The following is a 25,187-nucleotide window of genomic DNA, read 5'->3' as shown; positions in this document are numbered from 1 at the left end:
ATGCAGAATATTTGGGATGTGATAAAAAATTTTTTGGCTGGAAGCAGAGAATTTTGGTCTAAGCTTAACCTGAATCAGAAGGTCCTTATGGGAGGAGCTGCCCTTCTGGTTTTGATTTCTTTGCTGGCTTTAATTGCGGGTGCGGGAAACCGGGAAAAGTTTGATGTCCTTTACACCGGGCTGGGAGAAAAGGATGCTGCAGCCATTGTGGCTAAACTTGAGGAATATAAGATACCGTATAAGCTCCAGAACCAGGGGAGTACTATACTGGTACCGGCAGAGAAAAAATATGAATTGCGCTTGAAATTGGCAGGTGAAAATCTGCCCCGGGGGGAAGCTGGTTTTGAACTTTTTGAGGAGAGCAGTTTCGGGGAAACCCAGACGGATAAGAAGGTAAAGTATCAGCGCGCCCTGCAGGGGGAATTAGCCCGTACCATTCAAAGCCTAGACAAGATAAAAGCAGCCAAGGTTAATCTGGCTCTTCCTGAACCTTCGCTATTTTCTGAAGGAGAGGAACTGCCTAAAGCTTCAGTGGTTATAAGAACGGAAGATGATAACCCTTTGACTCCTAGAGAAGTGAGGAGCATAGTCAATCTGGTGGCTAATAGTGTAGAAAGGCTAAGTCCGGAAAATGTAGTGATAGTTGACCAGAACGGCAACCTGGTTTCGGATAGTATAAATATGGATTATGATGTTACAACTGATATAGTAAAAATGCAGCTGGCCATGAAAAGGCAGTATGAAAAAGAAAAAGAAAACGCTATACAGACTATGCTGAACAAGACTCTGGGAAAAGATAATGTGGTGGTAAGGGTCAATGCGGAGCTTAATTTTGATGAAAAACAACAGGTAGATGAAAAATACAGCCATGACCCGGCAGGACCTTTTGTCCGCAGTGAAAAAATAGTACAAAAATCAGGTACCGGAAGCCAAACTGCAGTAGCCGGTGAACCGGGAACAGATACTAATATTCCCCAGTATGCGCAAACCGATACCGGAACTGGTGCTACAAGTTATGATGAAAGTGAAAAAACCAGGAATTATGAGATAAACAAAACGGAAACTGTTACCAGGTTTTCTAAGGGGGATGTCAAGTACGAAAATTTAACTGTTTCTGTTCTAGTGAACAACGCTATTGTCGATAAGGTTAATCTGGGAGAAACTGAGGAAGAGAGAATAGAAAAAATACGCAATATAGTAGCTACGGCCTGTGGGCTTAAAGAAGATCCGGAAAATAACAATATAAACCTGGAAAGGAGCATATCAGTTGCTTTTATAGATTTTTATACTGAACCAGAACCGGAGCCGGCTGAGGCATCCTTGATGGAGAGTTTGCTTAAAGGGCCTTATCTTCCTCTGGTTATGGGTATATCAGGCTTGCTTATTGTAATCCTGGCCTGGCTCTTAGTGGCAGGGGTAAAGAGGAAGCAACCTTGGTAGAGGAGCCGGCGGGATTTGAGGCGGTAGTGGAAGAAGAGATCAAGCTGGAGGAATTGCTGGATAAAAATCTTACTCCGGAAGAAAAAGAAAGACAGAAGATAAGACATGAAATAGAAAAGCTTATCGATGAGAATCCCGAAGATGCAGCTCAGGTAATCAGAGCCTGGTTGGCTGAGGATGCGAGGTGATAGGAAGGATGCCGAAAAAAGCTATGAGCGGCAAGCAAAAGGCCGCTAATTTCCTGATTTTTTTAGGGCCGGAAAAGTCGGCGAAGATTTTTAAACATATGACAGATGAAGAAGTGGAACAGCTTACGCTGGAAATTGCCAGTGTAAGGCAGGTAACTCCTGAAAAGATGGATGAAATATATCGTGAATTTTATGAGATGTGTCTGGCCAGCCAGTATATAGGGCAGGGAGGTATAGCCTATGCCAAAGAAGTTTTGGAAAAAGCTTATGGACCGGAAAAAACTATGGAAATAATAAGCCGTATATCAGCATCTCTGCAGGTACGGCCTTTTGATTTTGTGCGTAAAACCGAACCGGCTCAGCTTTTAAATTTCATTCAATCTGAACATCCGCAGACTATTGCCTTGATTCTGGCCTATTTGGATCCGGAAAAAGCAGCCAGCATATTGTCGGCTCTTCCTCCGGAACAGCAGGCTGATGTGGCCAAGAGGATTGCTCTTATGGATACTACTTCGCCTGAGGTAATAAGGGAAGTAGAAAGGGTGTTGGAACGCAAGCTTTCTTCTATTGCTCCTCAGGAAATGACGAGTGCCGGCGGGGTAAAAGCCGTAGTCGAAATTATCAACCGGGTAGACCGGGGAACGGAAAAGACGATTATTGAAGCTCTAGAAGTGCAGGACCCCGAACTGGCAGAAGAGATAAAGAAACTGATGTTTGTATTTGAAGATATTGTTATGCTTGACAACCGCTCGGTGCAGAGGGTGCTGCGTGAAGTTGAAAGCCAGGATCTGGCTCTGGCCCTTAAAGGAGCCAGCAGTGAAGTGGCGCAGAAGATTTTCTCCAATATGTCTTCTCGCGCTGCCGAAATGTTAAAGGAAGATATAGAATTTATGGGCCCGGTAAGGCTGCGTGATGTTGAGGAAGCTCAGCAGCGCATAGTTAATGTAATAAGAAGGCTGGAGGAAGCCGGGGAAATTGTCATTGCCCGGGGCGGAGGAGATGAAATAATTGTCTAAAATAATAAAAAATTCTCAGATAGCCTTAAATCCTCGTCTTATTGAAGCAGCCCGGCTTCCCGTTTTGAAAGATTTACCGCAGTCCCAAGGTGAATCTGCTGTCGTTATAAATAACGAAATAGACAGGGAAAAAATTGATTTAGACCAGCTTAAAGGCGAAAGTGAAAAGATAATAAAAGAAACCGAGGAGATGGTAGTAGAGCTTTTAAATAAAGCCCGGGAAGAAGCCCGGCTTATCCTGGCCGAGGCGGAGGAAGAGGCGGACCATATTCGCGCCCGCGTCTATGAGGAAGCCGAGGAAATAAGAGAAAAGGCGAAAAAGGAAGGATATGAGGAAGGATGGCAAAAAGCACGTGCCGAGATGGAAAGGGAGTTGAAGGAGGCTAAAGAGCAGAGCAAGCAGATGATCGAAGAAGCTAGAAGGTTGAAGCTGGCAATAATAAATTCAGCCGAAAAGGATATTGTAAGGCTGGCTATGGCTATTGCCCGCAAGATAGTAGTAGCTGAGCTTAAGGCTAATCCTGAAAGTATTCGGGAAGTAGTAAGGGAAGCGATAAGCTTTTTGGACCAGCCGGAAAATGTGATGCTGCGCGTTAATCCCGAAGATTTTAAAATTTTAAATTTATTAAGGGAAAGAGGAGATTTTAACGATATAGAAAGTGAGATGCCTAATTTAGAGATTAGAGTTGATAATCGACTAAGCCCGGGAGGAGTAGTCGTAGAAAGTGACAGGGGAACCGTAGATGCCCGGCTGGAAACGAGATGGGCAAGTCTTGAAGATGCTTTGGAGCATGAACTTACCGGGGAATGATGTTATGCATGATTTTCAGGTTGATAGCTATTTAAATATTATCGAGAATACCCAGACCTATAAGCTTAAAGGCAGGGTATCCCAGGCGATAGGATTGACCCTGGAAGCTTATGGGCCTAAAGTTAAGTTAGGTGAACTGTGCTATATAAGCACCAGGGGTTATCATGACCAGATGTTGCCTGCAGAGGTGGTAGGGTTTAAAGGGAATAAGATAATCCTTATGCCTCTAGGGAGTATGGAAGGAGTAAGTTCAGGAAGTGAACTTATTGCTACAGGCAGGACGCTGGAAGTGGGGGTAGGTTTTGACCTTATTGGAAGGGTGTTAAACGGTCTGGGAGAACCTATTGATGGCAAGGAAAATATAAAACCCGAGGCTTTTTATCCGGTTGTAAATAAAGCTCCTGACCCTTTGAAAAGACGACGGATTACCGAAATCCTCCCCGTAGGGGTAAAGGCTATTGATGGTTTAATAACTATTGGTAAAGGCCAGAGGATAGGTATTATGGCAGGAAGTGGAGTAGGTAAAAGCACCTTGCTGGGGATGATAGCCCGCAATACTACTGCCGATATAAATGTTATTGCTTTAATTGGTGAACGAGGACGCGAAGTGCGGGATTTTTTGGAAAGGGATTTAGGGGAAAAGGGGCTTGCTAGGTCAGTAGTAGTGGTAGCTACATCAGATCAGCCGGCTTTAGTCAGGTTGAAAGGAGCTTTTGTAGCTACCAGTATTGCTGAATATTTCCGGGATCAGGGGAAAGATGTGCTTTTATTGATGGATTCTCTTACCCGTTTTGCTATGGCTCAGCGCGAGGTAGGTTTAGCTATAGGTGAACCTCCTGCTACCAGAGGGTATACCCCTTCGGTTTTTGCCCAGCTTCCCATGCTGCTGGAGAGGGCAGGAAATTCCGAACGGGGTACTATAACCGGCATGTATACAGTACTGGTAGAAGGGGATGACATGAATGAACCGATAACCGATGCGGTAAGAGGAATAGTTGATGGACATATAGTTTTAAGCCGCCGGCTGGCTGCCATGAATATATATCCGGCTATTGATGTGCTAAACAGCATAAGCCGGGTTATGATAGATGTTGTTTCCAGGGAACATCTGGAAATGGCCAACCGTTACCGCAGTATTCTTGCGGTTTATGAAGAGGCCAGAGATCTTATAGAAATCGGAGCTTACCGCAAAGGGGCTAATCCGAAAATAGATGAGGCTATAGCCCTTATTGATAAATGCCTTAGCTTTAGCCGGCAGGATATTTATGAAGAGGTAACTTTTGAACAGGTACTGGATGAGCTCAGAAAAACAGTTGAAGGATAGTGATGTATGTAGGTGAAGCCTTTTGTATTCAGGTTGCAGACTAAACTTGATGTAAGCCGGCGGGAAGAAGAGATGGCTAAAGCCAGGTTGCAGGCAAAAGAAAAAGAAGTAGAAGAATTAGAAGTTGAAAAAGCGAACTTATACTGCAGTCTGGCCAGAAGCGAAGCCATGATGCGGAATTTTTTGCGGGAAAGCAATATCTATTTTGTTAATCTGATTCGTGATTATATACCGGTTTTAAAAGAAAATATTGCCCGGGTGGAAGAGAGGCTGGATAAGGCCCGAGAGGAACTGGAAAACTTAAGGCAGGACTTGCTGAAAAAGAAGCGGGAAGTAAAAACATTGGAAAAGTTGAAGCAAAAGGCCTGGGAAGAATATTTATATGAGCTTAATCGAGAAGAACAAAAATTTATAGATGAAATAGCCACCAGCCGGTACTGGCAGAGGCAAAAAAAGATAGATGAATAGATAGGCCGGTTTTTATTTGAGCTATGACCAGGAGTGAAGCTATGGGAAAAGTAAAGGGACTGGTAATTGCGATTTTAATATTGATAATACTGGCCGGAACAGGGTATGGACTGCTTTTTTTTGAAATAGTAAAACCCCCGGCATTTTTGAACCGTATGCCGATTATTGGCAAATATGTGGCCAAGGAAAAAGTAGAGGCTAAGAGCGAAGTTCAGCTGTTAAGAGAGGAAAATGCAAGGCTTAAAGTGGAAATAAAAAAGAAAAATGAGGAGATTGCTCTGATTAAAAGTGACTATGCCAGGTTGAAAAAGGAATTAGAAAAAGAAAAAGCAGCGGGAATAGCTATGCAGGAAGAGATTATGCAGCTAAATGAAGAATTAAGGCGAGCGGATAAGGCCCGGAAGGATCAGGAAGCTGTTTACAAAGATATGGCTAATTATTTTGCCTCTATGAAAGTTAAGAATGCAGCCGAGATAATGAGCAATCTGGAAGATAAAGATATAATAGGCATTTTGACCCAGATGGATAAAGAAACTGCTGCCCAGATACTGCAGAATATGGATAAAAGAAAGGCAGCGGAAATAACCAAAAAGATGCTGGTGGTAAGCCCGTAATCCTCAAGGGGCCATGTTGCTCCTGAGGTGAAGGAGATAGATACCAGGAAGAGAAAGGAGGTGAAAAGGTGAGTGTAGGCTTAGAAGTTCTTCTTAAAGCAGATTTTAAAGCTGGTTTAAGGACAGATGGTTCAGGCCGGTATACCCGACAGGATGAGGCAAGGGAGAAAAAGTTTGCCCCAATCCTTAACCGAAACCTGGTTTCTTCTAAGGCTGATAATAAGAGAGAAGAACTTATATCATCAGATAGCAAGTCTTCTTTAGCCCTTTTGAATTCTGACCTGCCTGAAAAAGAGGTAAAAGTAAATGAACTCGATATACTGCTTTGCTGGGGACAGATTGCAGATGGCCTGCTTAAACTGGAACAGATGGGAAGTTTGCCGGAGGAAAGTAGAAAAATAAGCGAATATGTTAGTGAGAAGATGACCTGGGCTATTTCTGAGAGCCGAAGCCAGACCATAACATTGGCTGAATGGGTAACCCATCTGGAAAAACAGCTGGCAGTTATGGCTGAAGACTTGTCTCTGGAGCCTGTAGTATCCCAAAGAATAGAGGAAGTTATCAGGCAGGCAGTTAAAAACCTGCTGAGCAGGCAGGAAAAAGAAGAAACAGCGAACCAGCTGAAATTATTGCTGCCGGAAGAAAAGAACAGCGGGTTTTCTGTACGCCAGGATGGGGTAATGAAGGCCGAACCAGGTGAACAGGAAAAATCTCCTTTTCCTGTTTCTGATCAGACAAAGCCGGAAAAGCAGGATGTCAAAGGGTTGATTTACTGGGAACAGATGAAAAACACAGGCCACAAACTGGCATTAAGGGAGCAGGAGCAGTTGAATAATGATGAGATGGCAGATGGGAAAAGGAATTTTGTTTTTAATGGAACAGCCAGTAAATCATCAGAATCCTTAAGAACAGCAGCCTTTGTGAACCTGCCCAAGCCGGTGCCTGTAAATGAAAAAGAGGTATTTGCGCAGATTGTCAGAAAGGCGGAGCTTCTGGTAAAGCAGAACTTATCCGAAATGAAGATTGAGCTCAAGCCTGAGTTTTTAGGCAAGATGACTATTAAGATAGCAGTTGAGGAAGGAGCCGTAACGGCTAGATTTATAGCTGAAAATCTTCGCGTAAAGCAGATGCTGGAGAGCAATATCGCAGCTTTGAGACAATCGCTGGAAAATCAAGGCCTTCGCGTGGAAAAAACAGAAGTAAATGTGCAGCTCAATAATGGAGGCATGTTTGACGGCTCGGAAAACAGCCGGCAGTTTATGGGGCAAAGGCCTGAGTTTTATGCTGTCAGGAGAGTTGTAAACTCTGATAATTCTGCTTCCTCGATGGGTGATGCTGATTATGCACTAAATGCAGAAGAAGAAATTTATGATTCCTATGCCGGGGAAAGCACTATGAGCTGGTTGATATAATGATCAGGAGGTGAAAAAGTTGACAGCAGTAAGTTATACTTCCTTCTCCGGGATCGGAAAAGCTCCTCAGGGAGACCAGCTGGAAAAAGCTCAGAACAAGAATATACTGGGCAAGGATGATTTTTTAAAACTCATGATTACCCAGCTCAGGTATCAGAACCCCCTGGAACCGGTAAATGATAAGGAATTTATAGCCCAGATGGCTACTTTTAGCACCCTGGAACAGATGAAAAACCTCAATACCAGTTTTGAAAAAATAAGCAACCAGCTTAATAGCTATATGGAGTGGCAAAAAATAAGTTCAGCCATAGGAAGAAAAGTAGCTTACACGGAAGGAAGATACGGTGAGGAAATTAAGATAGGCGTGGTAGACTCCCTGTTTATAAGAGATGGCAAATTTTACTACCATATAGGAGGAAAGCTTGTAGAACCTGACCAGGTGATAGAATTTGGCAAATATGAGGATGATAGCCTTCCGGTACTTCATGCTATTCTGGAGAAGCTGACTGAACTTAAGGGCAATAGCGCAGGAGAAGGTGAAACTGATGGAAAATAGAATAATATTTTTCCCTAACCAGGTACTGACTCCTTTAACCCCGAAAAAAAATGATGCAGTCTCGACCAGGGCGGAAGCCAAAGGAGGAAGCTTCAACCAGATATTAGAAAAGAAGCTGCAGGGAGAATTAAAGTTTTCCAGCCATGCGCAGCAGCGGCTTAAGTCACGTAATATAGAACTGAGTCCTGAAGATTTGCACAAGCTGGAGGAGGCAGTAGCCAGGGCTAGAAGTAAAGGAGCCAAGGATTCGCTTATCTTGATGAATGACCTGGCTCTGGTAGTAAGCATAAAAAATAATACAGTCATCACCGCTGTAAATGGAGAAAACCTGAAAGAAAATGTATTTACCAATATTGACAGTGCAGTGATTATCTAGGGCTGGACCTCTTTAGAGGAAGCCCGGGGATGTGGAATGACTGAAGCATCCCAGCTGCCAAGAGTAGTTATTTTCCTTATAAGCAGGGTAAAAGCTCTAAAGGAGGTCGTTTGCTTTATGATGCGTTCCATGTATGCTGGTGTTTCCGGACTTAAGAATCACCAGACGAGAATGGATGTTATAGGCAATAATATTGCCAATGTCAATACTACTGGCTATAAGAAAAGCCGGGTAGTTTTCAAAGATACTCTTTATCAGGCGATAAGAGGGGCTTCCCGGCCCACGGATGCCCGGGGAGGAACTAACCCTATGGGGATAGGTTTGGGTATGACCTTGAGCAGTATTGACCAGATTCATACCCCGGCTCCAGCAGCTACGACCAATAAGATTACAGATATGGCCATAGATGGAAATGGTTATTTTATACTGGACAATGGAGGCCAGTTATTCTATACCCGGGCTGGTAATTTTGATTTTGACAAGATGGGTAATCTGGTTAATACATCTAACGGCTACCGGGTACATGGCTGGATGGCTGATAAGACGCAGTTTGATGCTAGTGGCAACTGGAAAATAGATACCGTGAAAGCTACTCAGCCCATAGATATATCAGGTTTTAAGACGATAGAGCCAAATGCTACCACCGAAGTTAAATTTTCGGGCAATCTCAATTCTAATCTTAATATAGTCACTAATCCAGCTACTGCTCCGGATGATGTAGTCATAACTTCGAAAGAGATTTATGATTCGCTGGGGAATAAGCATACTTTGTATTTCCGGTTTTACAAGGTAGAAGAGAATCAAACAGCAGATGTAAGCTATGTTGATGATACAGGAAATACTCAGACTACCCAGATAAAAATAAACAAATGGAACTGTGATGTCTCTTTTGATCCTGAATTTCCTGCTCCTTCGGGAGGAGGACCGGGAGATTTGACTACTACCCAAACCATAGAAAACGTAATCATTTTTGATGCCGATGGTAATTATCCTACCAGGGTAGAAGTAGGAGGTAAAAAATATCAAATAACAGGGATAACTGGTTACACTTTCCCTCCTGTACAGCCTTTGACGGCAGTTATGACTAACGGAGCTGCTGATATTAACTTTAAAGTTGATTTCAGCCGCCTTACCCAGTGGGAGTCGAAGTCTACCGCCTGGGCGGAACATCAGAATGGATACAGTATGGGCAATCTGGTGAGCTTTACCATCGGGATAGATGGGACTATTTCCGGGGTTTATGATAATGGAGAAACCCGCAACCTGGCAAGGGTGGCCCTGGCTAATTTCCAGAACCCGGCAGGGCTATTGCAGGCAGGAAGTAACCTGTATCAGGTTTCCAATAACTCGGGAGACCCCCTGGTAGGGGCTCCTGGTGATCAGGGGATGGGAGGTATTCTTCCTGGAAGCCTGGAGATGTCTAATGTAGATTTATCGGAGGAATTTACGGAAATGATAGTCACCCAGAGAGGATTTCAGGCTAATTCACGCATTATAACTACTTCGGATGAAATGCTGCAGGAGTTGGTAAACCTTAAACGCTAGCAAGGGTATGGCTTGAAGGGGCTGTTCCCTTCAAGCCTGATGTTATGAGGTGGTTTTATGATTTATCTTACCCGTCTTAATGGTGGGAAAATAGCAGTTAATCTGGATTTGATAGAATTTATGGAAGAGACCCCGGATACGGTTATAACCTTGACCACCGGGCGCAAATTTGTGGTAAAAGAAACTATGGCAGAAATACGCAAAGAGATTATAAAATTTAAGAAAGAGGTTTTTTTAAATCTCAAGGAATAAACAAGGGGTGAAATTTTTTGGCCGACGAAAAAAACCCAGAAGTTAAAGAAAAAGCGGGATTTGATTTTAAAATCGTGCTGGTAGGGCTCTTGATATTTCTGGTAGCTATGGGAGCTTCCTACTTTATGCTAAAAAGCCTGATGGCTCCTTTTATGCCGGAAGAAAAAAAAGAAGTAAAAAAAGAAAAATCAGCAGGAACTATAGTCTCTATCGGAGAATTTACGACTAACCTCAATGATCCGACCGGCTCCCGGTTTGTAAAAGTGGAAATATATGTAGAATTAGCAGGAGAAAAGAAAAAAGAAGAAGAACTTAAGGAATATATGCCTATCATGAAGGATACGGTGCTTGGTATTTTATCTTCTAAGACGCCTGCAGATATGGATATACGGTACCGGGAGGAATTGAAACAGGAAATAAAGAATAAGCTTAATAAGAGATTAGGTAAGGAAATGATCAAAGAAGTCTATTTTACCAGCTTTATCATGCAGTAAGTGTTTCGATAGAGAAGGGGATAAACAGTATGAGTGAAATTCTATCCCAAAGTGAAATTGATCAGCTGCTGGCAGCCTTAACAAGCGGGGCGGTAAATGCTGAGGAGCTGAAGAAAGAAGAAAGCAAGAAAAAAGTACGGGTTTATGATTTCAGGCGTCCCAACAAATTTTCCAAGGATCAGATACATACCCTGCAGGTAATCTATGAGAACTACGCCCGTTCGCTCAGCACTTTTTTGTCGGCTCAGCTCAGATCGCCGGTGCAGATTGAGCTGCTGTCAGTTGAACAGACTACTTATGATGAATTCATGCGTTCCATACCTAATCCTACTATACTCAATATTTTTTCTTTATATCCTCTAGAAGGCAGTTCGATTATGGAGATAAACCCGAAGCTCGGCTTTGCTTTTTTAGACCGGCTTCTGGGAGGACCGGGAACAGTTCCAGAAAAGACCAGGCCTTTAACAGAAATAGAACAAACGGTAATGGAAAGACTGGCCCAGAAGATGCTGGATTATCTGCAGGAGCCCTGGAGCAGTATAATCGAGATGGAGCCTTCTGTAGAGAGGATTGAAACTAATCCCCAGTTTACCCAGCTGGTTTCCCCCAGTGAAATAGTAATGGTGGTATCACTGGAAACCAAGATGGCTGACGTTTTGGGACTTATAAATATATGCATACCTTTTCTCGTATTAGAGCCGGTAGTGGATAAGCTTAGTGTTCATTATTACTATGCCTCTTCCGCTCAGAAGTTCTCCAAGGAAAATACCGAGCTTATTAAAAATAAGCTGGAGCGTACCCAGGTACTGGTAAGAGTAGTTCTGGGAAGAGCAGTTATTACCGTTAAAGATCTTCTCGAACTTGCTCCGGGTGATGTGATACCTCTGGAAAGGAGTATAAATGACGACCTGGAAGTTATTATCGGGCAACATACCAAGTTTTTGGGCAAGCCAGGAACCTATAACAACCGCTATGCTATCCAGGTTTCCCAGGTAGTAAAGGAGGGAACTGATGATGAATAATGATGGGGTTTTGTCCCAGGAGGAAATAGATGCTCTGCTGAGCGGAAATTTAATGCAAAATAATGCGCAAGAAGATGTAAAACTCAGCAACTTTGAAAAAGACGCTCTGGGCGAAATTGGAAATATAACTATGGGGACAGCTGCCACTACCCTTTCTACCCTGCTTAGAAAAAGGGTATCCATAACTACTCCCCATGTTATGGTTACTTCCCGGGAAAAATTACAGTCTGACTATCCTTTGCCTTATGTCGTAGCGGAAGTAAGATATACGGAAGGATTAAGCGGTACGAATATACTTACTATAAAACAGGAAGATGCTGCCGTTATTGCTGATTTGATGATGGGAGGGACGGGGCAGGTAGCTGATCACAGCCTGGATGAACTGCGTCTCAGTGCGGTGGGAGAGGCCATGAACCAGATGATGGGTTCAGCTACTACCAGCCTGTCTTCTATGTTCAATACTCGGATTGATATAGCCCCTCCTAAATTAATGATTATGGACTTTGGCAAGGAGAACCTGGAATTATCAGCTGATTATGAAGAAATCGTGGCTATAAAATTTAAAATGGAGATAGAAGATCTGGTAGACAGTGAAATTATCCAGATAATTCCCTTGGAAGCAGCCAGAAATATGGTTAATATGTTAATGGGAGGGACGGTTGAAGAATCTTCAGCCGCTGCAGTTTTGGAAATGGAAGAAACTGCACCTAAGGCGGTGCAGGAACAGGTGCGGGATACCGTCTACTCTGAGCCTGAACCTGCAGCTGCAGCTAAATCACCTCCACCTCCACCTCCTCCGCCGGGCCAGGAAGTATGGAGTGATCCTCTATATGCAGATATTCCCTCAGGAGTAAAAAGAGGGGGAGGGGTTGTGGTACAACCAGCTCAGTTTGCTCCTCTGCGGGAGAGCTATACTGGCCAGATGCCTAACAATATAAACCTGATCATGGATGTACCTTTAGAGGTTACGGTCGAGCTAGGTAAAACTAGAAAAACGATCAGGGAAGTTTTAGAATTAGGGCAGGGTTCGATAATTCAGCTTGATAAAATGGCAGGTGAGCCGGTAGACCTGCTGGTAAACGGCAAACTTATTGCCAAAGGTGAGGTAGTAGTTATAGATGAAAATTATGGCATAAGGATTACAACGATAATAAGTCCTATGGATAGGATGAGCAAATTACAATAATAAGATGGGGAGGAAAAACATGGGTAAGAGGATTCTTATAGTTGATGATGCAGCATTTATGAGGATGATGATTAAGGACATTTTAACCAAAAACGGATATGAAGTAGTAGGCGAAGCGGAAAATGGGCAGGTAGCAGTAGAAAAATATCAGGAGCTGAAACCAGATTTGGTTACTATGGATATAACTATGCCGGAAATGGATGGTATAACTGCCGTTAAAGCCATAAAGGCTATTGATCCCAATGCCAGGATAATTATGTGCAGTGCTATGGGCCAGCAGTCAATGGTTATCGATGCTATTCAAGCCGGAGCCCGGGATTTTATAGTTAAGCCTTTTCAGCCGGAAAGGGTATTGGAAGCAGTAAGCAAAGCTATTGACTAACTTGCTGCCTGGATGTGGATAAGATGTTGCCTTTTAAACATAGGAAATATTTGATTTTGGCCGGAGTGTTGATTTTGCTGCTGGTTTTGACTGCCCAGGCCGGGGCGGCTGATATGGAAAAATTAAACCAGGAGCTTGATAAGCAGAATCAGGTTTCGGTTAAAGGCCCCAGTTTATGGGTTAGCTTTTTAAAGCTGATAATAGCTTTAGGCCTTATTATCGGAGCAGCCTGGTCGGTTCTTTATATATTTAACCGGCAAATGAATGTGAAAACCCAGGGGACCTGGATTAATGTAGTAGATCAGGTAGTTTTAGGCCAGAATAGAGGGATTGTGCTATGTGAAATAGGCGAAAAACTTTATGCCCTGGGGGTAACTGACCACAGCATAAATTTGCTTTTTGAGGTCGATAATCCCAAAATTTGGGAAGAAGTTAGCCAGACGGCTTATGGATTATCGTCTAATAATAGTGTAGATGATATTTATACCCAGATTAAAAAAGGGATAAATAACCTGCTTGCTAAAAGGCGGACCCCCAAAATACCAGAACGCAATTTTTCCCGTTTGATGGGAGAACAGATAAAAAAAATGCAGGAATTGAGCCAGAATTATGGGCAGGATGATTTACGAGATATTTATAAAAGAAGTGATAACCATGAATAAGGCGCTTAAAGCTAGATTATTCGGGCTGGTTTTGTTTTTAATTATAGGAGGGGTTTTATTTTTTGCTCCTTCTGCTTTAGCTGAGCCTTTAACTATTCCCCAGGTTAATCTGCAAATTGGCGGGGAGAATGATAATCCCCAAAATTTATCTGCGGTTTTACAGATAATAATATTAATTACGGTATTATCTTTAGCTCCGGCTATAGCAGTTTTGATGACTTCTTTTACCAGGATTGTAGTGGTTTTGTCTTTTGTGCGTACATCTCTAGCTACGCAGCAGATGCCGCCTAATCAGGTATTAATAGGGCTGGCTCTTTTCTTGACTTTTTTTGTTATGGCTCCTACCTTCCGGGAGGTAAATGAGGAAGCTTTAACTCCTTATCTGCAAGGGGAAATAACCCAGGAAGAGGCCTTTACAAAAGGTATCAAGCCTTTACGGGAATTTATGTTTAAACAGACCAGGGAAAAAGACCTGGCTCTTTTTGTAAAAATGTCAGGTATAGAGCGGCCGCGCAATTTCGATGATATACCTAATTATGTGCTTATACCTGCTTTTGTTATAAGCGAATTAAAAACCGCTTTTCAGATAGGTTTTATCATATTTATTCCTTTTTTAGTAATCGATATGGTCGTAGCCAGTGCTTTAATGTCGATGGGAATGATGATGCTGCCTCCTATGATGATTTCTCTGCCTTTTAAGATATTGCTTTTTGTGCTGGTAGATGGCTGGAATCTGGTTATTCAGTCACTTATTATGAGTTTCAAGTAAGGGGGCGAAAAGGTGTACGAAGATGTTGTGCTGAGCCTTGCCCATCAGGCGGTTGTGACTGTCCTTTTAGTTTCCGCTCCTATACTGGGCGCAGCTCTTTTAACCGGCTTAATTATAAGCATACTGCAGGCTACTACCCAGATGCAGGAAATGACTCTGGTTTTTGTACCCAAGATAGTAGTGGTATTTCTGGTGACTATATTGTTTGGTCCCTGGATGCTTAATATTTTAACCAGCTTTGCTCATAATCTTTGGGCGGCTATACCCACACTTATTTCTTTATAATAGGCAGGAGTTATTATGGCTTTTCCTCTGGAAAGTTTTTTATTAGTATTAGCCAGATTATCAGGTTTATTCCTGATAGCTCCTATTTTTAGCAGCCGGCAGATACCGGTAAGGGTTAAAATTTTTGTTCTATTAATTTTAGCAGCAACTATGGCTTATTTTGTTCCGGTAAAGTATGCTTTGATAATACCGAATGCCGCCTACTGGATAGCTGCTTTAGTGATGGAATTAGCCATCGGCTTTACTATGGGATTTGTAGCCTATGTATTTTTAGCTGCTATTCAGCTGGCCGGGCAGATTATGGATATGCAAATGGGTTTTGGCATTGTCAATGTCGTAGATCCCCAGACAGGTACGCAGATTCCCTTAATGGGCAATTTGACTCAGGCCCTTGCTTTATTAATATATCTAGGCATAGACGGACATCATTATTTGTTACAGGCTCTGGCTCAGAGTTATCAACTGATCCCGGTATTAGGTTTCCGCTTTAATGCTGGTTTATGGGAACTGCTCCTAGAAATAAGTGTTTATATGTTTGTTATCGGGGTAAAGATTGCGCTTCCTTTTCTGGCTGCTCTGCTTACCGCTGATGTGGCTATGGGCTTCGTAGCCAGGACGGTACCGCAGATGAATGTGTTTATTGTTGGTTTGCCGTTAAAGATACTGCTGGGATTGTTTACCCTTTTAATTTTACTCCCTCTTTATATATGGATTTATGGGGTATTGTTTGCCAGATTTTTTGCTTATTTAGATAGTGTTATGCGCGCGATGGGGTTGTAGATATGCAGGAAGAAAAAATTTGGGGATTTGATCTCCAGCTTTTTGCTGAAGGCGAGACCGGCGAAAAAACAGAACAGCCTACACCAAGGCGCCGGGAAGAAGCCCGCAAAAAAGGACAGGTTTTTAAAAGCAATGATTTAAATTCTGCTGTGGTACTGGTAGCAGGTACCGTAGCTTTATTTATAATTTCCCCTTATATGCTGGAAAGTTTTAAAGCTTTTACGGCTGTATTTATACTGGAAAAAAGCCAGGAGGAATTTTCCTTTCTATATGCGTACAGGCTTTTCGTGGAAACTCTGTGGGTTATGGCCAAAATGGTGGGGCCGGTTTTTCTGGCTACCTTTTTAGCTGCTCTCTTGATTACTTATTTGCAGGTAGGATTTGTGTTCAGCGGAGAACCGCTTAGGCCCAAATTAGAAAGACTAAATCCGGTTGAAGGTTTTAAGCGCATATTTTCCAAACGGGCTTTGGTGGAGCTTCTGAAATCAGTTTTAAAAGTTTTAGTAACCGGATACATAGTTTACACCGTTATAAAAAAAGATTTTTCCCTGTTTACCCACATGATCGATATGGAACTTATAGCCTGTATAAAGGCTATGCGCAGTATAGTTTTTGAAATTGCCCTTAAAGTGGGGATAGCTTTTATAATAATTGGCATCTTAGACTACCTGTATCAGCGGTATGAATATGAAAAATCGCTTAAGATGAGTAAATATGATATAAAACAGGAATATAAAGAGACCGAAGGTGACCCGCTGATAAAATCCAGGCAAAGACAGATTCAGCGCGAAATGGCTATGCGGCGGATGATGGCTGAAGTTCCCAAAGCCGATGTGGTTATAACTAACCCTACTCATTTTGCGGTAGTTCTGAAGTATGAAGCTGAAAAGATGGATGCTCCGATGGTAGTGGCTAAAGGGCAGGATTTTATGGCTTTAAAGATAAAGGAAATAGCTCGACAAAATGATGTAGCAGTTGTAGAAAATCCTCCTCTGGCCCGTACTTTATATTATACTGTAGATATAGGCCAACAGATTCCCGAAGAAATGTATCAAGCAGTAGCCGAGATACTTGCCTTCGTATATAAACAAAAAAAGGTGGTATAGCCTGATACTTTGGAGGATTTGCTTTTATGGAAGCAAGAGCAGGTTGGATAGGTTTTTTACAGGAACGCAGTGATGCGGTAATAGCTGTATTGGTGGTAAGCATCGTTTTAATGATGCTTATTCCCATGAAACCGTCTTTGCTTGATGTTTTGCTTACTTTTAACATATCTTTTGCTCTTATAATACTTATGGTTGCCATGTTTAATACAGATCCTCTTGAATTTTCAGTTTTCCCGTCTTTACTTTTGATTATGACTTTATTCAGGCTGGCCCTTAATGTTTCTTCTACCCGTTTAATTCTGCTCAATGCCGAGGCGGGGCAGGTTATTTATACTTTTGGCTCTTTTGTGGTAGGCGGCAACATGGTAGTAGGGCTGGTCATTTTTCTTATACTGGTAGTAATTCAATTTATTGTTATAACCCGCGGAGCAGAACGCGTGGCGGAAGTAGCTGCCCGCTTTACTCTGGATGCTATGCCAGGAAAACAGATGGCCATTGATGCTGATCTTAATGCCGGGCTTATTGATGAACAGGGAGCCAGAGAGAGAAGACAGAAGATCCAGAAAGAAGCTGATTTTTATGGAGCCATGGATGGAGCCAGCAAATTTGTTAAAGGAGATGCTATTGCCGGTATAATAATAACCCTGATAAATATAATCGGCGGGCTTATTATAGGTTTGGCCCAAAAAGGTTTTACCTTTGATAAGGCTATCCAGACTTATACCATCCTTACGGTAGGCGATGGGCTGGTAACCCAGATACCTGCTTTACTTATATCTACCGCGACCGGTATTGTAGTTACCAGAAGTGCCTCCCAGTTCAGCCTGGGTAAAGAAGTAACTTCCCAGCTTTTCAGCCATCCCAAGGCTTTAGGAATAGCGGCCCTAATACTGGCAGTTTTAGGCACCATCGGGTTGCCTAAGATGCCTATGTATTCACTGGCTCTTCTTTTTGGCCTGTTATTTTTTGCTTTCCGCACTGCGACAGCGGAAATAAGGGAGGAAGGGGAAAAAGAGGAAGTTAAAGAAGCGGAAGAAATTAAACGTTCCGAAAATGTTATGGAACTTCTTCAGGTAGAAAAGATGGAGATGGAATTAGGATATGGGCTGATTCCTCTAGTCGATGCCGAACAGGGAGGAGATCTCCTGGAGCGCATAGTGATGATAAGAAGGCAGTGCGCCCTGGAGCTGGGATTTATTGTGCCTCCCATACGCATAAGGGATAATATGCAGCTTAAGCCGAACTCCTATGTAATAAAGATTAAAGGAATGGAAATTGCCAGCGGAGAATTGATACTGGACAGTTATCTGGCCATAGGGGCAGATATCGAAAATGACAGGGATTTGCCGGGCATAGATACCCTGGAACCGGCTTTTAAGTTGCCGGCTAAGTGGATTGCTCCTGAACATAAGGAAGAGGCAGAAATGAAGGGGTATACGGTAGTAGATCCTCCTTCAGTCCTAGCTACCCATCTTACTTCAGTTATAAAAGCCCATGCCCATGAGCTTTTGGGCAGACAGGAAGTGCAGAATATAATCGATTTTGTAAAGGGGCAGAATCCGGCGGTGGTAGAAGAGCTGATACCTGACCTTATGAGTATAGGTGAAGTGCAAAAGGTACTGGCGAATCTGTTAAAAGAACAGGTTTCGATAAGGGATATGGTTACTATCCTGGAAACCCTGGCTGATTATGCCAAATTCAGCCGGGATACCGATATTTTAACTGAATATGTGCGGCAGGCTTTAAAAAGACAGATATTAAGGCAGTATGTAGATGAAAATGGGGTGCTAAAGGTTCTTACTCTCGATCCTGCTCTGGAAGAAAAGATGAGGGAATCACTGCAGCAAAGCGATTTAGGTTCTTATTTGGCTTTAGAGCCTGAACTGGCGCAAAAGCTTATCGATGAATTAAACAGGCATTATCAGGATATGATGAGACATGGTTTAAATCCGGTTTTAATATGTGCCCCTATACTTAGAATTTATTTTAAGCGCATGCTGGAAAGATTTATAAATAATTTTACCGTTCTTTCTTATAATGAAATCGATAATAGTGTTAATATAGAAGTGGTGGGGATGGTGGCAGTATGAAGATAAAAAAGTTTTTGGCCAAAGATTATCAAACGGCACTAAAAATGGCCAAGGCGGAAATGGGCCCTGATGCCATAATACTGCATACCGAAAAGGTAAAAAAGAAAGGGATTTTCGGCTTATTTTCCCCGCCGCAGGTAGAAATCACCGTAGCGGTAGATGAAACGATAAAAGTAAGAACCGATAAGAAAAGGGATAACTTTGCTGCCAGTTATGAACCGGGAAAAAGAGAGTCTGTTTCGGCAGGAAACCAGATAAAATCTCCGGAGGAGAGGGAAAGCCTTTTTAGGGAACTCAATACCATGAAGTCGATGATGGAAGAAATCCGCAACAAGATGTATGAAGTGGAATTAGTAAGAGGAATGCCCGAAGAGATCCAGCGATTTTTTAGAATGCTCCTGGAGAATAACATCGATAAGGATATTGCTCTAAATATTATAAACAAAGTGGAAAACCGCTTGCCGCCGGATAAACTGCATGACAAAATGTGGATAAGGGATTTGGTATTGGATGCCCTGGAGGAATATGTAAAGGAAATAAGGCCTATTGAAATAGATGTTTGCCGCAAAGGAACGGTGGTAATGCTTATCGGGCCGACCGGGGTAGGTAAAACTACTACCATTGCCAAACTGGCTGCCAATCTTACTTTTATGGATAAAAAGGAAGTGGCACTCATAACCCTGGATACCTACCGGGTGGCTGCAGCTGAACAGCTGCGTACTTTTGCTGAAATTATAGGTATTCCGATAAGTGTGGTTTTTGACCAAGTCGAGCTTAAAGAAGCTATTGAAAAATACCGGGAAAAAGATGTGGTCTTTATCGATACGGCCGGGCGCAGCCCTTATAATGACGAGCAAATGGCGGAATTAAAGGAATATATTGAAGTTGCGGCTCCGGATGAGATTATTCTGGTATTGAGTGTTACTACCCAGAGCAGTGAGCTTGTAAATATCTACAATCGTTTTAGCCTTTTTAATATAGACAAGATAATATTTACCAAAGTAGATGAAGCCCGCAGTTATGGGCAGATTTTGAATACCATATATGAGATTAAAAAGCCTATTGCCTATATAACTAACGGACAGAATGTGCCTGACGACATAAAGGTGCCGGATCCTCTTTATTTAGCCAAAATGCTTCTGGGAAAGGATGAAGCATTATGAAAGACCAGGCCGATAGACTCAGGGAATTAGCCTTAACTGTTAAACAGCAGATTGAAAATGAAATATATATGAATCTAAAACATACCCGGGTAATAGCCGTAAGCAGCGGAAAAGGAGGAACGGGTAAAAGCACTCTGGCTCTTAATCTGTCTATAGCTTTGTCTTCCCAGGGGAAAAAGGTGATTTTGATGGATGCCGATATGGGCCTGGCTAATATAGATATTATGCTGGGGATTGTCCCTGCTTACAATATTTATCATTTCGTACAGGGCCAGAAATCGCTGCGGGAAATAATACTGTCTCATCCTACCGGCATTGACATTATACCAGGAGGATCAGGCATTACAGAACTGGCTAATTTGCATCGCGAACAATTAAAAAGGATACTGGTTGAGCTGGGCGCATTAGATGGGGAATATGATTTCATGATTATAGATACCGGAGCCGGGATATCTGATAGTGTATTATCATTTTTGCTGGCAGCCGATGATGTACTGGTGGTTACTACCCCTGAGCCTACTTCGATTACCGATGCCTATGGAGTAGTAAAAGGATTGAGCCAGCACCATTTTGCTGGTAATTTATACCTGATAGTTAACCGCGTGGAAAATAATCATGAAGGTGTGCTGCTTGCGGAAAAATTCAGGTTAGTATGTAACAAATTTTTAAATCTGGACATAAAGGTTTTGGGTTATGTTGTGAATGAACCTTTAATCAAAGAGGCTATAAAAAGGCAAACATCATTTTTGAATATTTTTCCTCAGAGCGTGGCCGCCAGGAATATATATGATATATCCTCTAAGCTGCTGAGCAATGATGTGGGCGGAGATAAGCGGGAAATACAGAAATATGGAGGCATAAAAAACTTTTTCAAAAAGCTTATAAACTTTAGCAAATTACAGGGGGAATAAAGTCTTTATGGAGGATATAAGGCTGAATCAACTGGTAGAAATAGAGTATCCGCTGGAAGAGGGGGTAGAATATCTGGCGAGCCGAGTGGAAGAAATAGATGGTGATTATCTGCACCTAGCAGTTCCTATACGTAAAGGTCAGCTGGTTCCCATGCATATTGGACAAAAAATAAAGGTGTGTTTTACCCGCGATGATGAATCTTATGCTTTTAATACCAGTATAGTAGCCCGCAGGAGGGAGCCGATACCGGTACTTATTGTCAATAAACCGGATAAGCTGGTTAAGATTCAAAGAAGAGCTTATGTCCGCATACCGGCATCTATTCCTATAAATTATCGGCTTATTCCTCAGGGGCAGAATTTCGAATCCGGAATGACGGTGGATATAAGTGGAGGAGGAGCCTTTTTCTTATCCCAAACGAAAATGGAGCGGGGACAGACATTAGAAGTAGAGATTTGCCTTCCCCAGAGACCCAAAATCGTATGCCAGGCAGAAGTTAAAAGGGTTATTCCCCCGGAGGTAGGGGGAGCCAGCAGTTATAAAGTGGCGATAGAATTTAAAGACATAACGGAAAATCAGAGGGATCAAATCTTTAATTTTATTTTTGAAAAACAGCGCGAATGGATTAAAAAGGGCCTCTTAACTGAGAAGAGGAGGTAAAGAGCTTGAAAAAAATCAGGGTACTGGTAGTAGATGATTCTGCTTTTATGCGCAAGGTAATCTCGGACATAATAAACAATGAACCAGATCTGGAAGTTGTGGATAAGGCCAGAGATGGCCTGGAGGCAGTAGCCAAGGTAAAAGAGCTTAAACCTGATGTTGTAACTATGGATGTGGAAATGCCGGGTTTAGACGGGCTTACAGCCTTAGAAAGGATAATGAAGGAATGTCCTACCCCGGTAGTTATGCTGAGCAGTGTAACCAAAAGTGGAGCAGAACAGACTTTAAAAGCTCTACAGTTAGGGGCAGTAGATTTTGTTACCAAGCCTTCGGGGCAAATATCTCTGGATATCAATAAAGTAAGAGAGGATATTGTCAGAAAAATAAAAATTGCGGCAGGGACTAAGAAAAATCTGGCGAATTTGAATAATATAATACAGGCACCGGAAAGAAAAGGTTTTTTCTCGAAAGATAAGTTAACTGATTATAGCAAAAGCTTGCATAAACTAGTAATAATTGGGACTTCTACCGGAGGGCCTAAGGCCCTGCATCAGGTTATTCCCAAACTTCCTGCCTCTATTGATGCCGGCATCTTGATAGTGCAGCATATGCCCCCCGGGTTTACCAGGTCGCTGGCGGAAAGACTGGATGCGGTATCGGAAATCAAGGTGAAAGAGGCAGAAGCGGGAGAAAAAATTGTGCCGGGTTGTGCTTATATAGCGCCGGGAGACCATCATCTTTGTGTAGAGGCCAGGGGAAGTGGAGGGAATAGAGAGCTTTTTATCGTTACTGACAGGAATATTCCCCCCCGCGGAGGCTTAAGGCCTGCTGTTGATGTGACCCTGGAATCAGTAGCTAGAAATTACTGGGGACATATTGTGGCGGTTATTATGACCGGTATGGGGCATGATGGGGCAGCAGGACTGCCTTTGATAAAAGAAAAGGGAGGCAAAATAATTGCCGAACATGAATCAACCTGTATAGTTTATGGTATGCCCAAAGCAGCAGTGGAAACCGGAAAAGTTGATAAGATAGTACCACTTTACCATATAAGCGAAGAGATAGTTAAAATGCTTTAAGAAGGTTTTAATTATTTTTAAGGGGTGATAAGTGTGAATATGGATATGTCTCAGTATCTGGATGTATTTCTGGAAGAGAGCAAAGAACACCTGGAAAATTTAAATCAGAAACTTTTGCAATTAGAAAAAAACCGTAATGATATAGGGGCTCTAAATGAAATTTTCCGGGCTGCTCACACCTTGAAAGGCATGTCTTCTACCATGGGGTTTGAAGACCTAGCTGATCTTACTCATCATATGGAAAATGTCCTTTCTGACTTAAAAGAAGGTAAAATCGAAGTAAGTTCTGATATAGTAGATATCCTTTTTAAATGCCTGGATCGCATTCAGCTTATCGTAGAACAGATTGAAACTACAGGATCGGGAATAATGGATAACAGCGATCTTATTTCTGTTCTGGAAAATGTCAAATCCGGCTCTCTGGAAGTGGCATCTGCATTGGAAAAAGAGATAAGGCTGCCGGCAGACGAAGAGAAAGAGGCGGTATTAACCCCCAAAGAGGATAAGAGCAAGAGATTTGCCTTCAATGATTATGATATAACTGTTTTGCGGGAAGCCAGCAGCAGGGGAATGAAGATATATTATATAAGAATACAGGTTGATCCCGGCTGTCTTATGAAATCAGTGCGGGCTTTTATGGTTTTTAAGGCTTTGGAAGAAGAAGGAGAAGTTATAAAATCTATTCCTCCTGCTCAGGAACTGGAAGAAGGCAAGTTTGAAGAAGGTTTTGAGGTTTTTGTTATAACATCGGCGGATAAAGAAAAGCTGGTGCAAAATGTAAACAAAATTTCCGAGGTAAAAATAGCCGAAATAGAAAACATAGAAATTGCTACCGTTTCTGTTTCTACCGGTGAGGAAAAAATGGCAATGCAGACCTCAGCGGAATCGGAAATGGAGAAAAAAGCTGAACTGGGTGAAAAGGGGGCTGTTTCCAGCGGTGACCAAAAGAAGCAGGTGCATAAAGTAAGGCAGACCGTGCGTGTAGATATTGAACGTTTAGACAATTTGATGAATTTAGTAGGCGAACTGGTAATGCACAAAGGTCGGCTGGAACAGATTGGGGCCAATACCAAGCTGGTGGAGCTCAATGAAACTATTGAGCAGATTGACCGGGTAACAGCTGACCTGCAGTCAGTAGTTATGAAAGTACGCATGGTTCCCATTGAACAGGTCTTTAACCGCTTCCCGCGCATGGTAAGGGATCTGGCCAAGGAATTAAATAAAGAAGTAGATTTCCTGATGGAAGGGAAAGAAACCGAGCTTGACCGTACGGTTATAGATGAAATAGGCGATCCTCTGGTACATCTCCTGCGCAATGCCGTAGATCATGGATTAGAGCCGGCAGAAGAGCGTATAAAGAAAGGAAAACCGGCAGTAGGGACAGTAATGCTTAGAGCCAGACATGAAGGAAATAATGTCTATATCGAGGTAGAAGATGATGGAGCAGGTATTGATATTGAAAAGGTAAAGAAAAAAGCTGTCGAAAAAGGGCTTATAACGGAAAAAGAAGCGGAAAAGATGGATAAGGATGAAGCTATTGAACTGCTTTTCTATCCCGGTTTCAGCACGGCGAAAACGGTAACTGATGTTTCAGGACGGGGGGTAGGCCTGGATGTAGTCAAGACCAAGATCGAATCTCTGAATGGAGAAATAGCTGTGGAAACTAAACCTGATAAAGGTACCAAGTTTAAAATCAAGCTACCGTTAACCCTGGCGATTATACAGGCTTTGATGGTGGCGGTAAGGGATGAGATATATGCTATACCTTTAAGTTCGGTTGATGAAACTACCATGATAACGAAGAATGACATAAAAATTATCCAGGGCCAGGAAGTAATGATGTTAAGAGGTAATATACTTCCTATATTCCGCTTGGCTGAACTTTTGGAAACCCCGGGAGGAGCTTCTAGCGAAGATGAAATGTATGTAGTAGTTGTGCGCAAGGCTGAGCGGCAGATAGGACTGGTAGTTGACACCTTGATTGGACAGCAGGAAATAGTTATAAAATCGCTGGGTAAGCTGTTATCAGGAATACCAGGAATCGCAGGGGCTATTGTGGCTGGTGATGGCAATGTAAGGCTGATTTTAGATGTGGCCACATTATTTTAGTGAGGTGAGATTATGGACATAAATGCGGGTTTAGATTTAAAAAATGCTTATGGCGAAAATGAGGAAATTCAGGTAGTTGCCTTTAAGCTGGGACGGGAAGAATATGCTGTAGATGTCTTAAGTGTGCAGGAAATTAATAGATTGCTGAACATCACCCGTGTGCCCAGGACAGCTAAATATATTGAAGGGGTAGTAAATCTGCGGGGCAATATTATTCCCATAATAAATCTTCACACCCGTTTTAATATTGAAGCGGTAGGCGATGAGGAAGATAAGAGGATTATAGTATTTCAGTTTGATGATACCAAAGCCGGCATAATCGTAGATGAGGTCTCTGAGGTTTTAAGGCTGAATAAGGGGGATATAGAAGAAACCTCCAGGGTTTACAGCTCTATCGATACTGATCATATAAAAGGCATAGCCAAGGTAGATAACCGGCTTTTGATACTGCTTGACATAGCGAAGATTCTGGGAGCTTAATTTTTT

Annotated in this window: 28 protein-coding genes; all 28 read left to right on the top strand. The window is 42.4% G+C overall.

Features of this window, described 5'->3' with window-relative positions; genetic code table 11:
• The 28 genes from fliF (at position 1) to BUB92_RS02590 (ending at position 25,181) form a co-directional block, all read left to right on the top strand.
• Positions 1-1,440 (top strand): flagellar basal-body MS-ring/collar protein FliF, encoded by a 1,440-nt coding sequence (gene fliF, locus BUB92_RS02725; protein ID WP_073089640.1) that lies wholly within the window; start codon positions 1-3, stop codon positions 1,438-1,440.
• Positions 1,434-1,628, top strand: a complete 195-nt coding sequence (locus tag BUB92_RS02720; RefSeq protein ID WP_073089638.1) for a hypothetical protein — start codon at positions 1,434-1,436, stop codon at positions 1,626-1,628. The genes fliF and BUB92_RS02720 overlap by 7 nt, the downstream gene beginning before the upstream one ends.
• 8 nt (positions 1,629-1,636) lie before the next feature.
• Positions 1,637-2,644, top strand: a complete 1,008-nt coding sequence (gene fliG, locus BUB92_RS02715; RefSeq protein ID WP_073089680.1) for a flagellar motor switch protein FliG — start codon at positions 1,637-1,639, stop codon at positions 2,642-2,644.
• On the top strand, positions 2,637-3,455 hold the full coding sequence (locus BUB92_RS02710) for a FliH/SctL family protein (RefSeq protein ID WP_073089637.1): 819 nt from the start codon (positions 2,637-2,639) through the stop codon (positions 3,453-3,455). The genes fliG and BUB92_RS02710 overlap by 8 nt, the downstream gene beginning before the upstream one ends.
• Positions 3,456-3,459: 4 nt before the next feature.
• Entirely contained in the window at positions 3,460-4,779 is a 1,320-nt protein-coding gene (fliI, locus tag BUB92_RS02705) for a flagellar protein export ATPase FliI (protein ID WP_073089635.1), read from the top strand.
• 12 nt (positions 4,780-4,791) lie between these two features.
• The gene (gene fliJ, locus BUB92_RS02700) at positions 4,792-5,247 is read left to right on the top strand and encodes a flagellar export protein FliJ (RefSeq protein ID WP_073089633.1); all 456 of its coding nucleotides are present in this window, start codon (positions 4,792-4,794) and stop codon (positions 5,245-5,247) included.
• Between the two features lie 41 nt (positions 5,248-5,288).
• Positions 5,289-5,861 (top strand): MotE family protein, encoded by a 573-nt coding sequence (locus BUB92_RS02695; protein WP_073089632.1) that lies wholly within the window; start codon positions 5,289-5,291, stop codon positions 5,859-5,861.
• Between the two features lie 68 nt (positions 5,862-5,929).
• On the top strand, positions 5,930-7,273 hold the full coding sequence (locus tag BUB92_RS02690; protein ID WP_073089630.1) for a flagellar hook-length control protein FliK: 1,344 nt from the start codon (positions 5,930-5,932) through the stop codon (positions 7,271-7,273).
• 19 nt (positions 7,274-7,292) lie between these two features.
• Complete coding sequence (locus tag BUB92_RS02685) at positions 7,293-7,829, top strand: flagellar hook capping FlgD N-terminal domain-containing protein (protein ID WP_073089628.1); 537 nt, start codon at positions 7,293-7,295, stop codon at positions 7,827-7,829.
• A complete protein-coding gene (locus BUB92_RS02680) occupies positions 7,819-8,205 on the top strand; it encodes a TIGR02530 family flagellar biosynthesis protein (RefSeq protein WP_073089626.1) in 387 nt (128 codons plus the stop codon). The genes BUB92_RS02685 and BUB92_RS02680 overlap by 11 nt, the downstream gene beginning before the upstream one ends.
• A 117-nt stretch (positions 8,206-8,322) precedes the next feature.
• Positions 8,323-9,750, top strand: a complete 1,428-nt coding sequence (locus BUB92_RS02675; protein ID WP_073089678.1) for a flagellar hook protein FlgE — start codon at positions 8,323-8,325, stop codon at positions 9,748-9,750.
• 57 nt (positions 9,751-9,807) lie between these two features.
• Positions 9,808-10,002 (top strand): flagellar FlbD family protein, encoded by a 195-nt coding sequence (locus BUB92_RS02670; RefSeq protein ID WP_073089625.1) that lies wholly within the window; start codon positions 9,808-9,810, stop codon positions 10,000-10,002.
• Positions 10,003-10,019: 17 nt separating this feature from the next.
• The gene (locus tag BUB92_RS02665) at positions 10,020-10,496 is read left to right on the top strand and encodes a flagellar basal body-associated FliL family protein (protein ID WP_073089623.1); all 477 of its coding nucleotides are present in this window, start codon (positions 10,020-10,022) and stop codon (positions 10,494-10,496) included.
• 29 nt (positions 10,497-10,525) lie between these two features.
• Positions 10,526-11,518 carry a flagellar motor switch protein FliM gene (gene fliM / locus BUB92_RS02660; protein WP_073089621.1) on the top strand — a complete coding sequence of 331 codons (993 nt, stop codon included), beginning with the start codon at positions 10,526-10,528 and terminating at the stop codon, positions 11,516-11,518.
• Positions 11,508-12,704, top strand: coding sequence for a flagellar motor switch phosphatase FliY (fliY, locus tag BUB92_RS02655; RefSeq protein ID WP_341372067.1), 1,197 nt, complete (start codon positions 11,508-11,510; stop codon positions 12,702-12,704). The genes fliM and fliY overlap by 11 nt, the downstream gene beginning before the upstream one ends.
• Positions 12,705-12,723: 19 nt before the next feature.
• A complete protein-coding gene (locus BUB92_RS02650) occupies positions 12,724-13,086 on the top strand; it encodes a response regulator (protein WP_073089618.1) in 363 nt (120 codons plus the stop codon).
• Positions 13,087-13,151: 65 nt separating this feature from the next.
• Complete coding sequence (locus BUB92_RS02645; protein ID WP_242938981.1) at positions 13,152-13,748, top strand: FliO/MopB family protein; 597 nt, start codon at positions 13,152-13,154, stop codon at positions 13,746-13,748.
• On the top strand, positions 13,741-14,517 hold the full coding sequence (fliP, locus tag BUB92_RS02640) for a flagellar type III secretion system pore protein FliP (protein ID WP_073089676.1): 777 nt from the start codon (positions 13,741-13,743) through the stop codon (positions 14,515-14,517). Before BUB92_RS02645 ends, fliP begins: the two co-directional genes overlap by 8 nt.
• A gap of 12 nt (positions 14,518-14,529) precedes the next feature.
• Entirely contained in the window at positions 14,530-14,802 is a 273-nt protein-coding gene (fliQ, locus tag BUB92_RS02635; RefSeq protein WP_073089615.1) for a flagellar biosynthesis protein FliQ, read from the top strand.
• A gap of 15 nt (positions 14,803-14,817) precedes the next feature.
• Positions 14,818-15,582: a flagellar biosynthetic protein FliR gene (gene fliR / locus BUB92_RS02630; RefSeq protein ID WP_073089613.1), complete on the top strand. Its 765-nt coding sequence runs from the start codon at positions 14,818-14,820 to the stop codon at positions 15,580-15,582.
• A 2-nt stretch (positions 15,583-15,584) separates the two neighbouring features.
• Positions 15,585-16,688, top strand: coding sequence for a flagellar biosynthesis protein FlhB (gene flhB / locus BUB92_RS02625; protein WP_073089611.1), 1,104 nt, complete (start codon positions 15,585-15,587; stop codon positions 16,686-16,688).
• A 26-nt stretch (positions 16,689-16,714) separates the two neighbouring features.
• Complete coding sequence (gene flhA, locus BUB92_RS02620) at positions 16,715-18,778, top strand: flagellar biosynthesis protein FlhA (protein ID WP_073089609.1); 2,064 nt, start codon at positions 16,715-16,717, stop codon at positions 18,776-18,778.
• Positions 18,775-19,941, top strand: a complete 1,167-nt coding sequence (gene flhF, locus BUB92_RS02615) for a flagellar biosynthesis GTPase FlhF (RefSeq protein WP_073089607.1) — start codon at positions 18,775-18,777, stop codon at positions 19,939-19,941. The genes flhA and flhF overlap by 4 nt, the downstream gene beginning before the upstream one ends.
• Positions 19,938-20,852 carry a MinD/ParA family protein gene (locus BUB92_RS02610; RefSeq protein ID WP_073089605.1) on the top strand — a complete coding sequence of 305 codons (915 nt, stop codon included), beginning with the start codon at positions 19,938-19,940 and terminating at the stop codon, positions 20,850-20,852. The genes flhF and BUB92_RS02610 overlap by 4 nt, the downstream gene beginning before the upstream one ends.
• Positions 20,853-20,859: 7 nt before the next feature.
• Positions 20,860-21,513 (top strand): flagellar brake protein, encoded by a 654-nt coding sequence (locus tag BUB92_RS02605; protein WP_073089603.1) that lies wholly within the window; start codon positions 20,860-20,862, stop codon positions 21,511-21,513.
• A gap of 5 nt (positions 21,514-21,518) precedes the next feature.
• The gene (locus tag BUB92_RS02600) at positions 21,519-22,592 is read left to right on the top strand and encodes a protein-glutamate methylesterase/protein-glutamine glutaminase (protein ID WP_073089601.1); all 1,074 of its coding nucleotides are present in this window, start codon (positions 21,519-21,521) and stop codon (positions 22,590-22,592) included.
• Positions 22,593-22,631: 39 nt separating this feature from the next.
• A complete protein-coding gene (locus tag BUB92_RS02595; RefSeq protein WP_073089674.1) occupies positions 22,632-24,701 on the top strand; it encodes a chemotaxis protein CheA in 2,070 nt (689 codons plus the stop codon).
• A gap of 12 nt (positions 24,702-24,713) precedes the next feature.
• Positions 24,714-25,181: a chemotaxis protein CheW gene (locus tag BUB92_RS02590; RefSeq protein ID WP_073089599.1), complete on the top strand. Its 468-nt coding sequence runs from the start codon at positions 24,714-24,716 to the stop codon at positions 25,179-25,181.
• Positions 25,182-25,187: the final 6 nt, after the last annotated feature.

Origin of the sequence: Thermosyntropha lipolytica DSM 11003 (assembly GCF_900129805.1) — a bacterium.
In the GTDB taxonomy this organism is placed as follows: domain Bacteria; phylum Bacillota; class Syntrophomonadia; order Syntrophomonadales; family Syntrophomonadaceae; genus Thermosyntropha; species Thermosyntropha lipolytica.
The sequence above is the reverse complement of the archived record's forward strand: the minus strand, read 5'-3'. Positions and strand labels throughout refer to the sequence as shown.

Excerpts from the sequence above, each read along its gene's own strand:
- fliF (WP_073089640.1), top strand. The coding sequence starts at position 1 with ATGCAGAATATTTGGGATGTGATAAAAAATTTTTTGGCTGGAAGCAGA.
- fliG (WP_073089680.1), top strand. The coding sequence starts at position 1,637 with ATGCCGAAAAAAGCTATGAGCGGCAAGCAAAAGGCCGCTAATTTCCTG.
- fliI (WP_073089635.1), top strand. The coding sequence starts at position 3,460 with ATGCATGATTTTCAGGTTGATAGCTATTTAAATATTATCGAGAATACC.
- BUB92_RS02695 (WP_073089632.1), top strand. The coding sequence starts at position 5,289 with ATGGGAAAAGTAAAGGGACTGGTAATTGCGATTTTAATATTGATAATA.
- BUB92_RS02680 (WP_073089626.1), top strand. The coding sequence starts at position 7,819 with ATGGAAAATAGAATAATATTTTTCCCTAACCAGGTACTGACTCCTTTA.
- BUB92_RS02675 (WP_073089678.1), top strand. The coding sequence starts at position 8,323 with ATGATGCGTTCCATGTATGCTGGTGTTTCCGGACTTAAGAATCACCAG.
- BUB92_RS02670 (WP_073089625.1), top strand. The coding sequence starts at position 9,808 with ATGATTTATCTTACCCGTCTTAATGGTGGGAAAATAGCAGTTAATCTG.
- fliM (WP_073089621.1), top strand. The coding sequence starts at position 10,526 with ATGAGTGAAATTCTATCCCAAAGTGAAATTGATCAGCTGCTGGCAGCC.
- fliY (WP_341372067.1), top strand. The coding sequence starts at position 11,508 with ATGATGAATAATGATGGGGTTTTGTCCCAGGAGGAAATAGATGCTCTG.
- BUB92_RS02650 (WP_073089618.1), top strand. The coding sequence starts at position 12,724 with ATGGGTAAGAGGATTCTTATAGTTGATGATGCAGCATTTATGAGGATG.
- fliP (WP_073089676.1), top strand. The coding sequence starts at position 13,741 with ATGAATAAGGCGCTTAAAGCTAGATTATTCGGGCTGGTTTTGTTTTTA.
- fliR (WP_073089613.1), top strand. The coding sequence starts at position 14,818 with ATGGCTTTTCCTCTGGAAAGTTTTTTATTAGTATTAGCCAGATTATCA.
- flhB (WP_073089611.1), top strand. The coding sequence starts at position 15,585 with ATGCAGGAAGAAAAAATTTGGGGATTTGATCTCCAGCTTTTTGCTGAA.
- flhA (WP_073089609.1), top strand. The coding sequence starts at position 16,715 with ATGGAAGCAAGAGCAGGTTGGATAGGTTTTTTACAGGAACGCAGTGAT.
- flhF (WP_073089607.1), top strand. The coding sequence starts at position 18,775 with ATGAAGATAAAAAAGTTTTTGGCCAAAGATTATCAAACGGCACTAAAA.
- BUB92_RS02610 (WP_073089605.1), top strand. The coding sequence starts at position 19,938 with ATGAAAGACCAGGCCGATAGACTCAGGGAATTAGCCTTAACTGTTAAA.
- BUB92_RS02605 (WP_073089603.1), top strand. The coding sequence starts at position 20,860 with ATGGAGGATATAAGGCTGAATCAACTGGTAGAAATAGAGTATCCGCTG.
- BUB92_RS02595 (WP_073089674.1), top strand. The coding sequence starts at position 22,632 with ATGGATATGTCTCAGTATCTGGATGTATTTCTGGAAGAGAGCAAAGAA.
- BUB92_RS02590 (WP_073089599.1), top strand. The coding sequence starts at position 24,714 with ATGGACATAAATGCGGGTTTAGATTTAAAAAATGCTTATGGCGAAAAT.